The organism is Limnohabitans sp. (assembly GCF_046052765.1).
In the GTDB taxonomy this organism is placed as follows: Bacteria; Pseudomonadota; Gammaproteobacteria; order Burkholderiales; family Burkholderiaceae_C; genus Limnohabitans.
In genome coordinates, this window is the sequence record NZ_JAVLFQ010000090.1 from 12,499 (window position 1) to 24,662 (window position 12,164).

The following is a 12,164-nucleotide window of genomic DNA, read 5'->3' on the forward strand; positions in this document are numbered from 1 at the left end:
TCAGTGGGCGTGTTTCTTTTTGTAATCGTCAACCGCAGCCTTGATGGCGTCTTCGGCCAAGATGGAACAGTGGATTTTGACAGGCGGCAGCGCCAGCTCTTGGGCAATTTCGCTGTTCTTGAGTGACGCAGCTTCGTCCAAGGTTTTCCCCTTGACCCACTCTGTCACCAAAGAAGAAGACGCAATGGCTGAACCGCAACCATAGGTTTTGAAACGTGCGTCTTCAATGATGCCGGTGACGGGATTGACTTTGATTTGCAGTTTCATCACGTCGCCGCATGCAGGTGCTCCAACCATGCCGGTTCCTACAGAATCATCTCCCTTTTCAAACGAACCCACATTGCGTGGATTTTCATAATGGTCGATCACTTTTTCTGAGTAAGCCATATTCTTCCTTGTGTAAATTCTGCTAGCCGTCAATGGGCCCATGTGTGTTGCCGTTGTGAAAACGATGCGCTAAGCACGGTCATCAACAGCGACAAAACGGTGTTTCAATGTGTCGCAACTGTTCAATGAGCAGCCCACTGAATGGTACTGATGTCAATGCCGTCTTTGTACATGTCCCACAACGGACTGAGGTCGCGCAACTTGCTGACATTCAGACGAATCGTTGCGATGGCATAGTCAATTTCTTCTTCAGTGGAAAAACGTCCCACGGTCATGCGTAAACTGCTGTGAGCGAGTTCATCGCTGCGACCCAAGGCACGCAGTACATAACTAGGCTCTAAGCTGGCTGAGGTGCAGGCTGAACCAGATGACACCGCCAGACCTTTGATGCCCATGATCAATGACTCGCCTTCAACGTAATTGAAACTGATGTTCAAGTTGTGCGGCACACGCTGAGTCAGGTGGCCGTTGATGAACACTTGTTCTATGTCTTTCAATCCGTTGAGCAAACGCTGAGACAAATGCCGGGCTTTGGCGATGTCTTGCGCCATTTCCAACTTAGCCAGATGAAATGCCACACCCATACCAACACACTGATGCGTGGGCAAGGTACCGCTGCGCATACCACGCTCGTGGCCGCCGCCGTGCATTTGGGCCTCCAAGCGGATACGTGGTTTACGGCGAACATACAAAGCGCCAATGCCTTTAGGTCCGTAGGTTTTGTGCGATGCCAAGCTCATCAAATCAACCGGCAATTCAGCTAAATTGATGTCAACCTTGCCGGTGGACTGGGCGGCATCGACATGAAAGATGATGCCTTTTTCACGACACAAATTACCGATGGTAAAAAGGTCCTGGATGACACCAATTTCATTGTTGACATGCATGACGCTGATGAGCGAAGTGTCTGGTCGGATAGCGTCTTTCAACTTGTTCAGGTCAAGCAAGCCGTCTTCTTGCACATCAAGGTACGTCACCTCAAAGCCTTGGCGCTCAAGTTCACGCATAGTGTCGAGCACGGCTTTGTGCTCGGTTTTCACGGTAATCAGGTGCTTGCCCTTGGTTTTGTAGAAATGCGCAGCACCTTTGATAGCCAGATTGTTGGACTCGGTCGCGCCAGAAGTCCAGACAATTTCACGAGGGTCGGCGCCAATCAGATCCGCTACTTGGACCCGCGCTTTTTCAACTGCTTCCTCGGCTTCCCAGCCCCAGGCGTGGCTACGGGAAGCTGGGTTGCCATAATGCTCGCGCAACCAGGGAATCATGGCGTCGACCACGCGTTCGTCACAGGGGTTGGTGGAGGCGTAATCCAGATAAATCGGGAAATGAGGCGTCATATCCATGGTATCCATCAACCTTTGATAAATGCATTGCCCAAAGCAAAGACAGAGTTAGGCGCATTGACGCGGATAGGCTTGACCACTGGTGCAGTTGTGATGGCACGCTTCATCATGGGCTTATCTTCAATTTGCAAACCTTTGGCGAGCTGATCATCTACCAGTTTTTGCAGATTGACCGAATTCAGGAAATCGATCATGCGCTGGTTGAGAGAAGTCCAAAGTTCATGAGTCATGCAGCGGCCGGTTTCGCCTAAGCAATTTTCCTTGCCTGCACAATGGGTGGCATCGATAGGCTCATCCACAGACAAAATGATGTCAGCCACTGAAATGTCTGAGGCTTTGCGCCCCAGCGTGTAACCGCCACCGGGACCTCGAGTTGATTCGACCAGATTGTGGCGACGCAATTTGCCGAACAATTGCTCGAGGTAGGAGAGTGAAATCTGCTGGCGCTGGCTGATGGCAGCCAGGGTGACCGGTCCATTGTTTTGGCGCAATGCCAAATCAATCATAGCGGTGACGGCGAAACGGCCTTTGGTTGTGAGACGCATAGAAACTCCTGAAAGGTGCTTTGTCGACTGGATTAGTCAACTATAGCACATAGCCTAACAATTTAGTCGGGTAATAGCCCTAAATCCTTGTGGCTAAAGCCTATCTTGGGGTGTGGCGCCAAAGGTCAAGGCGCGTAATCGACCCAATTGGTCCCTGGTTGCTGCGGCCTGCTCGAACTCTAGGTTACGCGCGTGTTCCATCATCTGCTTTTCCATGCGCTTGATTTCTTTGGCAACGTCTTTTTCGCTCATGTCCTGCAAGCGTGCTTGCTCTAGCTCCATGCGCATGGACTCTTTGTCAGATTTGTCGCTATAAACCCCGTCGATCAAATCGCGAATGCGTTTGACCACACCGCGCGGCGTGATGCCGTTTTCCAAATTAAAGGCTATTTGCTTGTTGCGGCGCCGCTCGGTTTCGCCAATCGCGCGTGCCATGGAATCCGTGACGCGGTCGGCGTACAAAATCGCCCGCCCTTCCAAGTTTCGTGCCGCACGCCCGATGGTTTGAATCAAGCTGCGTTCAGAGCGTAAAAAACCTTCCTTGTCCGCATCCAAAATGGCCACCAGAGAGACTTCCGGCAGGTCCAAACCTTCTCGTAGCAAATTGATGCCGACCAGCACATCGAAAACTCCCAGTCGCAAATCGCGCAGTATTTCCACGCGTTCAACGGTGTCTATGTCACTGTGCAAGTAACGTACTTTTACGCCGTTGTCGCTCAAATAATCGGTCAGTTGTTCTGCCATGCGTTTGGTCAAGGTAGTGATCAGCACACGTTCGCTTTTCTCCGAACGTATACGGATTTCTTGTAAAACATCATCGACTTGGTGGGTGGCCGCGCGTACTTCGACTTGAGGGTCCACCAACCCGGTCGGTCGAACCACTTGTTCCACCACTTGGCCAGAGTGCGTTTTCTCATAGTCGGAGGGAGTGGCCGATACAAACACCAGTTGTCGCATGCGCCGCTCAAATTCTTCAAGTTTGAGCGGTCGGTTATCCAATGCGCTCGGAAGCCGAAAACCATATTCCACCAGGGTAGTTTTGCGGGCGCGGTCGCCGTTGTACATACCCGAGAACTGGCCCATCAGCACATGGCTTTCGTCGAAAAACATGATGGCATCTTTGGGCAAATAGTCGGTCAATGTGCTGGGCGGCTCTCCCACCGCGGCGCCTGATAAATGCCTGGTGTAGTTTTCAATGCCTTTGCAATGACCGATTTCGCTAAGCATTTCCAAATCAAAGCGTGTGCGTTGCTCCAATCGCTGTGCTTCCACCAGTTTGCCCATGCCGACCAACTCCTTGAGTCGATCACCCAATTCAAGTTTGATGGTTTCTACGGCAGCAAGTACTTTGTCGCGCGGGGTGACGTAGTGGCTTGAGGGATACACGGTGAAGCGCGGGATTTTTTGAATCACGCGTCCGGTAAGAGGATCAAGCAACTGCAGGCTTTCGATTTCATCGTCAAATAATTCAATGCGTATCGCCAGTTCGCTGTGTTCCGCAGGGAAGACGTCGATGGTGTCACCGCGCACACGAAAGCACCCGCGTGAGAAATCCATGTCGTTGCGTTCGTATTGCATGCGCACCAATTGCGAAATAATGTCGCGCTGACCCGGCTTGTCACCGATACGCAAAGTCATCACCATTCGGTGATAACTCTCAGGCTCGCCGATACCGTAAATCGCCGACACCGTAGCCACGATGATGACATCTCTGCGCTCTAGCAAACTTTTGGTGCAAGACAACCGCATTTGTTCAATATGTTCATTGATCGCACTGTCTTTTTCAATAAAAAGATCGCGCTGCGGCACATAGGCCTCTGGCTGGTAATAGTCGTAGTAGCTAACGAAATATTCAACGGCATTTTTAGGAAAGAACTCGCGAAACTCGCTATAAAGCTGTGCCGCCAGGGTTTTGTTAGGCGCGTAAATGATGGCCGGGCGGCCCATTTGTGCAATCACATTGGCCATAGTGAAGGTTTTGCCCGAACCTGTCACACCAAGCAGTGTTTGGAACATTTCGCCGTCGTGCATGCCTTCGACAAGTTTGCCAATGGCAACAGGCTGATCACCCGCCGGCGGGTAGGGCTGGAACAACTCATAAGGTGAACCGGGATAGGTTTTCCATTCGCCAGCGAGTGCCGCAGCGCTCTCGGCGGTTTCATCCATACTGAATAAGGGACTGCTCATGTCTATGCTTTGAAAGGACGATCCAGCTCGCACATGCGAACCGCTAAAATCGTTGCCAAACCGCTAAGCCTAACGCAGTCTGAGCTGTTTGATCTCATCTCTGCTTTTTTCCCTCCCCTCAAGGACTGACGATGTCTCTTTTTTCCGCCGTAGAAATGGCACCCCGCGACCCGATTCTGGGCTTGAATGAACAATTTGCAGCCGATACCGCCCCTGTCAAGGTCAACCTTGGCGTAGGTGTGTACTTCAATGACCAAGGAAAACTGCCACTGTTGGAATGTGTTCAAAAAGCAGAGCACGCCATGATGGCCAAGCCCACTGCCCGCGGCTATTTACCAATCGATGGCATAGCGGCTTATGACACCGCTGTCAAAGGTTTGGTGTTCGGTGCTGACTCAGAGGCAGTCAAATCAAACCGTGTCGCCACCGTGCAGGCCCTTGGCGGCACCGGTGGTTTGAAAATCGGTGCGGATTTCTTAAAAAAGCTCAATCCATCAGCCGGCGTGCTTATTAGCGACCCAAGCTGGGAAAACCACCGCGCTTTATTTTCTTCAGCTGGTTTTAAGGTAGAGACTTATGCTTACTATGATGCGGCCACGCGCGGCGTCAATTTTCAAGGCATGCTTGACAGTCTGAATGCTGCCGCCCCTGGCACCATCATCGTGCTGCACGCTTGCTGCCACAACCCGACCGGTTATGACATCACCTCTGAGCAATGGGACAAGGTGGTTGAATCCGTTAAAGCACGCCAACTGACAGCGTTTCTTGACATGGCCTACCAAGGATTTGGCTATGGCATTGCCGAGGACGGCGCAGTGATAGAAAAATTTGTGAAAGCTGGCCTCAACTTTTTGGTTGCTACGTCGTTTTCCAAGAGCTTCAGTCTGTATGGCGAACGTGTCGGCGCCCTGTCTGTTCTGTGCCAATCTGCCGACGAAGCTGCACGGGTCTTATCGCAACTCAAAATCGTTATTCGTACCAATTATTCCAACCCGCCGACACATGGCGGCGCGGTGGTTGCAGCCGTGCTGCAAAGCCCTGAGTTGCGCCTACTGTGGGAGAAAGAACTCGGTGAAATGCGGGTTCGCATCAAAACCATGCGCCAAAGCCTGGTCGACGGTTTAAAGGCTGCAGGCATCAATGAAGACATGAGCTTCATCACTCGTCAGATCGGCATGTTCAGTTATTCGGGTTTGAGCAAGGATCACATGCTGCGTTTGCGATCAGAGTTTGGTGTCTATGGCACCGACACAGGACGTATGTGCGTGGCTGCCTTGAACAGTCAAAACATCGCTCACGTTTGCAAAGCCATTGCAAGCGTTTTGAAATAGGTTTTCAAAATGGCTATCAAAGCGCTGGTTTTTGATGTGTTCGGTACCTTGGTTGATTGGCGCACGAGCATTGCTAAGGAATCCCAAAGGCTTTTGTCGCCCTTAGGATTGACAACCGATTGGCATGCGTTCGCTGACAACTGGCGAAACGAGTACCAGCCGGCTATGGAAAAAGTACGCAGCGGCCAACGCGGCTTTTGCAAGCTGGACGAATTGCACAGAGGCAATTTGGATACTGTGCTTGAGCGCCTAGGCTGGCAACAAGTGGACGAAGCCACCCGTCAAAAGCTGAACCTCGGCTGGCACCGGTTGGACCAATGGGCGGAAGTCCAACAAGGCTTAATGCAGCTGCGTCAACAATTTGTGCTCGCGCCCTGCTCCAATGGCCATATCAGTTTGATGGTCAACTTGGCACGCCACAATCGCTGGCACTGGGACGCGATCACGGGAGCTGAAATCGCTCACGAATACAAACCACAAGCGATCGTCTACCAAGCCTCGGCGGCCGCACTTGGGTTTTTACCCGAAGAAACCATGATGGTGGCGGCGCACTCAGACGATTTGGTCGCAGCTGCTCGCGCAGGGCTGAAAACTGCATTCATTGCCAGACCCGATGAGCACGGGCCAGGTCTGGGTGAGTCTGTGGCAAAAATTCCAATGGACTTTTCCGCCAGAGATCTGCTGGATCTGGCAACGCAACTGGGTTGTGCTTGAGCCTTTTTTCTTTCACTGGCTCACTTTTTCTACTTCACTCAATAATCATTTCAAGCCCGGTCCCAGATTACCGAGCGCATGGCAATCGAGCCAAGCTGAAAGCTGGTGTTGAAATAACTCACAGTGTCTTCTTCAGTGGCAGCGCCAGCCGCGTAGAGTAAGGGCAGAAAATGCTCATAACTTGGGTGTGCATGAGCAGCCTCTTGTCCACGATCTTTAAAAGCGATCAAGGCTTTACGCTCCCCTGCTGAAATTCGCTGCGCTACCCATTCATCGAAACTGCGCGCCCAATCCAGTGCCTCTTCGCTGCCCATTTGCATTTGTATTGCACGAAGATTGTGTACCGTATTGCCGCTGGCAACAATCAACACACCTTGTCGGCGCAATGCTTGTAATTGGCTTCCGATAGCAAAGTGGTCTTCGATAGGACGCGAATAATCCATGCTGAGTTGCATCACAGGTATTTGCGCCTTTGGAAACATAGGTTTAAGCACCGACCAGGCGCCGTGGTCCAATCCCCAATCACTGCTTAAAGTCAGGTTGGCGCCATCCGGTAACGGGCTCAATATGTGCGCTATTGCTTGCGCGGCATGTGGGTCGCCAGGCGCTGGATATTGCTGATCGAACAAAGCCTGCGGAAATCCGCCAAAGTCGTGAATAGTTTTAGGTTTCTCATCAGCCGTGATGTGCCAACCCTGTGTCAACCAATGCGCTGATATGCACAAAATCAGCTTAGGTGCAGGCCAACGTTGCGTGGGGCCAAACTGAGCACCGATTTGCACCCAATGACGGCGAAAAGCATTGTCCTCGATGGCATTCATCGGACTGCCATGACCAACAAACATGACGGGTAATGGTTTTTCGGTCAAAGACTCCGTATTTTTTAAAAAAACTTGTTGATTCAATCAATAACTCCACGGTTTTATGTATTTTGCGACTGTATACCTACAATAAAATTGCAAAGTTACCAGGGTGTCAGCCAAAAACATGTTTCAACTGGTATATTGCACTGCAACAAACACATAGTGAGGTGTCAGCCATGCTTTACCAATTCTATGAAGCCCAACGGGCGATGATGGAACCCTTTGCCGAATTTGCTCAAGCGTCCTCCAAGATGCTGTCCAACCCGGTGTCTCCATTTGTACAAAATCCCATGGTGCAGCGCGTTTCAGCCTCTTATGACTTGATGTACAGGTTAGGCAAAGACTATGTCAAACCTGCCTTCGGTATTCAAACTGTACATATTCACGGTTCAGATGTCGCGGTTCAAGAGCATGTCGAAGTCAGCAAACCATTTTGTGAACTGCTGCGCTTCAAGCGATTCAGCGACAACGTTGAGACACTTCAAAGCCTTCAGAATATGCCAGCCGTTCTTGTGGTTGCACCCTTATCAGGTCACTATGCAACTTTGCTGAGAGACACTGTGCGCCAATTACTCAAGGACCACAATGTTTACATCACTGATTGGAAAAATGCTCGCTTGGTTCCCTTGAGCGAAGGCGAATTTCATTTAGATGATTACATCAACTATGTGCAGGAATTCATACGCCATATCCAATCCACTCAAGGTCATTGCCACGTGATCAGTGTGTGTCAACCTACAGTTCCAGTGCTTGCCGCGGTTTCATTAATGGCGAGCAGAGGTGAAGCCCTGCCCCTCAGCATGACGATGATGGGCGGTCCGATTGATGCCACCAAATCACCAACTGCAGTAAACAATCTGGCGATGAACAAGAGCTACCACTGGTTTGAAAACAATGTGATTTATCGGGTACCTACCAACTTTCCAGGCGCAGGACGTCGTGTTTATCCGGGCTTTTTACAGCACACAGGGTTTGTAGCCATGAACCCCGATCGCCATATGAATAGCCATTACGACTATTTCAAAGATCTGATCAAAGGTGACGATGCCAGCGCTGATCAGCATCGTCAGTTTTATGACGAGTACAACGCAGTCTTAGACATGGATGCAGATTACTATTTGGAAACCATTGCGACGGTATTTCAAGACTTCAAACTTGTACGAGGTACATGGGATGTTCGCTCAGAAAACGGCGATATTGAACGTGTGCGCCCGCAGGACATCACTGGCTGCGGCTTGTTGACTGTTGAAGGTGAGCTTGACGACATCTCCGGCTCTGGGCAAACCAAAGCCGCATTGAAGTTGTGCACTGGCATTCCAGCAAGTGACAAACATCACTACGAGGTCAAAGGCGCTGGTCATTACGGCATCTTCAGCGGTCGCCGCTGGCGCGAATTGGTGTACCCGGAAGTCGTGGCTTTCATTCAAGCACACCATCCCAAAACAAAAAAAGTGGCCACTAAAAAAACCGTGAGTAAAACAAATACTTCTACGACGAGCAGTCGTCGCCGAGCGACGGCCTAAATGCAGTGAATCTGGCGGGCCGCATTCTGGAAGTTTTGCCGCAAACGCAGTGCACACGTTGTGGTTACCCTGATTGCGCAGCCTATGCAAATGCCATCGCTAAGGGTGAGGCTGCGATCAACCAGTGTCCGCCTGGCGGTTTACAAGGTATTAAAAGACTGGCCGCTATCACAGGACAAGCTTTAGTTGCGCTGAACCCTGACAACGGCAACGAATCACCGCGGAATATTGTCTGGATTGATGAGAATTGGTGTATCGGCTGCACCTTGTGCATTGAAGCCTGCCCGGTGGATGCCATCGTGGGCACGCATAAACTGATGCACACCGTCATTGAGGCTGAATGTACGGGTTGTGAACTCTGCTTACCGGTCTGCCCGGTTGATTGCATAGTGCTGGAAAATATCAGCGGACAAGCCACCGGTTGGGATGCTTGGTCTGCCGACGCAGCTCAAAGAGCAAGACAGCGATATGAAGAACGGCAACAACGCTTGTCGGCCCTGCCCTCAGCACCTGAGCCATTGTCTGAACAACATAAACAAAGCAGAGTACAAGCTGCACTGGCACGCGCCAAGAAGCAAACCAGTATTTCAGATTAGGCTAGCGCAGTCATTAAGGACAGAACTCAATAGGCGTTCGAAGCCAGCGCTGCAAACGACTTGACCACCTCGGGTGGCGCTTGCACCAGTTCAATCAAAACGCCTTCACCGCTGAGCGGGAATTCTTCGTTACCCTTTGGATGTACAAAACAAATATCAAAACCAGCAGCTCCCTTACGGATGCCGCCGGGTGCAAAACGCAATCCCTTTGCGCTTAACCATTGCACAGCCTCAGGCAGTTTATCTATCCACAATCCGATGTGATTTAACGGTGTCGAGTGCACGGCCGGTTTTTTATCTGGGTCCAAAGGTTGCATCAAATCTACTTCCACTTTGAATGGTCCGCTGCCGATGGCACAAATGTCTTCATCCACATTCTCACGCTCGGAAGTGAATTGACCTGTGATTTGCAAGCCGAACAGATCAATCCAGAGTTTTTGCAAAACCTTTTTATCACTTGCTCCGATGGCAATTTGTTGTATGCCTAAGACTTGAAACGGTCTGCTCATGCGAATTCCACAATCACTTGATCTACTGTCAAGGACTCTCCCTTGACAGCCATCACATTCTTTACCACTCCATCTTGCGTCGCGAACAATATGTTCTCCATCTTCATGGCTTCGATGACCGCGACTCGTTCCCCAGCTTGTACTTTTTGACCGACGGTGACTGCCACATCTACCAGCAAGCCAGGCATAGGGGACAACACGAATCGACTCAGGTCCGGCGGTGCTTTGAATGGCATTAGACGGTATAACTCGGCCATACGTGGCGACACGACCAACGCATCTATACGGCATCCGTGATGTTGTACTTGCAAGACCAATGGATTTTTGGCTGAACCGCGTTCAACCTGCGCAGTGAAGGGTTGACCATTCACCGTGCCTTCAATTGCAATATCATTTAAACGCGATGTGCTGTGAATGGCGTAATTCTTGCCGTTGACTTTGATGACAGCGGTACCGCGTCCGCCAGCGTCGTCAACTTCAACATCGCTGTACTGATGATCACCTTTAACATCAAGTGTGATGACCGCATATTTCTGTCCTACTTTCACGTCATAACCGGGCAATTGCCCGCTGAGCGAAGCGGCACGCTCACGTGATTTACGACGGACAAAAGCTGCCAATGCCACCAAAAAATCGGGGTCAGTGTGCGGCACATCTTCAGCATGAAACCCTTTACCGAAATGTTCGGCGATAAAACCAGTGTTGAAGTTACCGCTGACAAAATCTGGATGGGCCAGTAAAGCAGCTTGAAAAGGGATATTAGAGCTAATGCCTCTGATCACAAAGCCGTTCAACGCTTCGCGCATTTTCTGAATGGCATCATTGCGGTCACGGCCATGTACGATGAGTTTGGCAATCATCGAATCGTAATGCATGGATATTTCACCGCCCTCTTGCACGCCAGTGTCGACCCGAACGCCCAGCAACTTGGAGATATCGGCCTGCACCATGGTTTGTTCAGGCGGCTGGAAACGAATCAAGCGACCCGTGGAAGGCAAGAAATTTCTAAATGGGTCTTCGGCGTTGATGCGGCATTCAATGGCCCACCCATTACGCTGAATATCGGTTTGTGCAAACGGCAGTTTTTCACCGGCAGCGACGCGAATCATCCACTCGACCAAGTCCAAGCCGGTAATACATTCAGTCACTGGATGTTCCACCTGCAAACGGGTGTTCATCTCGAGAAAATAAAAACTCTGATCTTTACCGACAACAAACTCGACCGTACCCGCGCTTTGGTATTTCACTGCCTTGGCTAAAGCCACGGCTTGTGCACCCATGGCGGCACGCGTTTCATCGCTAATGAAGGGCGAAGGCGCTTCTTCAATCACTTTCTGATGACGCCGCTGAATGGAGCATTCACGTTCATTCAAAAAAACCACGTTACCGTGAGCGTCCCCGAGTAACTGGATTTCTATATGACGCGGCTCTTCAACAAATTTTTCTATAAACACTCGGTCATCACCGAAACTGTTTCGCGCTTCATTTCTACAAGATGTGAATCCTTCGTGCGCTTCCTTGTCGTTATAGGCCACACGCAGACCTTTACCGCCGCCACCGGCAGACGCTTTGATCATGACCGGATAGCCTATGCCCTTGGCGATGTCCACCGCTTTTTCAGGCGTTTCTATGGCTTCGTTCACACCGGGAATGGTATTGACCTTGGCGAGTGCGGCCAGTTTCTTGGACGCAATTTTGTCGCCCATGGCAGCAATTGCTTCGTGTTTTGGCCCAATGAAAACAATGCCCTGTTCTTCACAGCGACGCGCAAACTCTTCGTTTTCACTCAAAAACCCGTATCCAGGATGGATAGCCTGCGCACCGGTTTGTTTGGCGGCAGCAATGATTTTGTCTGCGACCAAATAGCTTTCGCGACTGGCAGCAGGACCAATGTGTACCGCTTCATCTGCCAGTGCCACAAATCGCGCGTTGCGATCTGCTTCAGAGTAAACAGCGACAGTGGCAATTCCCATGCGTCTAGCAGTTGCGATGACACGGCAGGCGATTTCACCTCGATTAGCAATCAGTATTTTGTTAAACATGGGTCATCTCCATCGAGCTGAAATCGCCTGCGTGCGCTACGCGCACCATGCAATTTAACTGCGCTGCTGCGCCGCTTTGCGGCTGGTCACCTCGATTAGCAATCAGTATTTTGTCAAACATAGT

Annotated in this window: 12 protein-coding genes; 4 read left to right on the forward strand and 8 right to left on the reverse strand. The window is 50.8% G+C overall.

Annotated elements, in window-relative coordinates; translation table 11 throughout:
- The 4 genes from iscU to uvrB form a co-directional block, all read right to left on the reverse strand.
- The gene (gene iscU / locus AC9UG7_RS12630) at positions 1 to 387 is read right to left on the reverse strand and encodes a Fe-S cluster assembly scaffold IscU (RefSeq protein ID WP_509588399.1); all 387 of its coding nucleotides are present in this window, start codon (positions 385 to 387) and stop codon (positions 1 to 3) included.
- A gap of 122 nt (positions 388 to 509) precedes the next feature.
- Positions 510 to 1,730: an IscS subfamily cysteine desulfurase gene (locus AC9UG7_RS12635; RefSeq protein WP_509588661.1), complete on the reverse strand. Its 1,221-nt coding sequence runs from the start codon at positions 1,728 to 1,730 to the stop codon at positions 510 to 512.
- Between the two features lie 8 nt (positions 1,731 to 1,738).
- Entirely contained in the window at positions 1,739 to 2,275 is a 537-nt protein-coding gene (iscR, locus tag AC9UG7_RS12640) for a Fe-S cluster assembly transcriptional regulator IscR (protein WP_509588401.1), read from the reverse strand.
- Between the two features lie 93 nt (positions 2,276 to 2,368).
- Complete coding sequence (uvrB, locus tag AC9UG7_RS12645) at positions 2,369 to 4,441, reverse strand: excinuclease ABC subunit UvrB (RefSeq protein ID WP_509588664.1); 2,073 nt, start codon at positions 4,439 to 4,441, stop codon at positions 2,369 to 2,371.
- Positions 4,442 to 4,593: 152 nt separating this feature from the next.
- Between uvrB and AC9UG7_RS12650 the strand changes: the two genes are divergently transcribed.
- Positions 4,594 to 5,793: an amino acid aminotransferase gene (locus AC9UG7_RS12650; RefSeq protein WP_509588403.1), complete on the forward strand. Its 1,200-nt coding sequence runs from the start codon at positions 4,594 to 4,596 to the stop codon at positions 5,791 to 5,793.
- A gap of 9 nt (positions 5,794 to 5,802) precedes the next feature.
- Positions 5,803 to 6,507 (forward strand): haloacid dehalogenase type II, encoded by a 705-nt coding sequence (locus AC9UG7_RS12655; protein WP_509588406.1) that lies wholly within the window; start codon positions 5,803 to 5,805, stop codon positions 6,505 to 6,507.
- A 50-nt stretch (positions 6,508 to 6,557) separates the two neighbouring features.
- Here AC9UG7_RS12655 and ygiD read toward each other — a convergent pair whose 3' ends face one another.
- Positions 6,558 to 7,412, reverse strand: coding sequence for a 4,5-DOPA-extradiol-dioxygenase (gene ygiD, locus AC9UG7_RS12660; RefSeq protein WP_509588408.1), 855 nt, complete (start codon positions 7,410 to 7,412; stop codon positions 6,558 to 6,560).
- Between the two features lie 134 nt (positions 7,413 to 7,546).
- On the opposite strand from ygiD, the gene AC9UG7_RS12665 reads away from it, so the two are divergent.
- Both AC9UG7_RS12665 and AC9UG7_RS12670 read left to right on the forward strand, forming a co-directional pair.
- Entirely contained in the window at positions 7,547 to 8,893 is a 1,347-nt protein-coding gene (locus tag AC9UG7_RS12665) for a polyhydroxyalkanoate depolymerase (protein WP_509588410.1), read from the forward strand.
- Positions 8,894 to 8,898: 5 nt separating this feature from the next.
- Positions 8,899 to 9,489 carry an RnfABCDGE type electron transport complex subunit B gene (locus AC9UG7_RS12670; RefSeq protein WP_509588413.1) on the forward strand — a complete coding sequence of 197 codons (591 nt, stop codon included), beginning with the start codon at positions 8,899 to 8,901 and terminating at the stop codon, positions 9,487 to 9,489.
- A 26-nt stretch (positions 9,490 to 9,515) separates the two neighbouring features.
- On the opposite strand, the gene AC9UG7_RS12675 is transcribed toward AC9UG7_RS12670, so the two are convergent.
- Genes AC9UG7_RS12675 through AC9UG7_RS12685 form a run of 3 tightly spaced genes read right to left on the reverse strand, consistent with a single transcriptional unit; the run spans position 9,516 to position 12,161 of the window.
- Positions 9,516 to 9,998, reverse strand: a complete 483-nt coding sequence (locus AC9UG7_RS12675; RefSeq protein WP_509588415.1) for a VOC family protein — start codon at positions 9,996 to 9,998, stop codon at positions 9,516 to 9,518.
- Positions 9,995 to 12,040, reverse strand: coding sequence for an acetyl-CoA carboxylase biotin carboxylase subunit (locus tag AC9UG7_RS12680; RefSeq protein ID WP_509588417.1), 2,046 nt, complete (start codon positions 12,038 to 12,040; stop codon positions 9,995 to 9,997). Before AC9UG7_RS12680 ends, AC9UG7_RS12675 begins: the two co-directional genes overlap by 4 nt.
- The gene (locus AC9UG7_RS12685) at positions 12,033 to 12,161 is read right to left on the reverse strand and encodes a hypothetical protein (protein WP_509588420.1); all 129 of its coding nucleotides are present in this window, start codon (positions 12,159 to 12,161) and stop codon (positions 12,033 to 12,035) included. The genes AC9UG7_RS12680 and AC9UG7_RS12685 overlap by 8 nt, the downstream gene beginning before the upstream one ends.
- Positions 12,162 to 12,164: the final 3 nt, after the last annotated feature.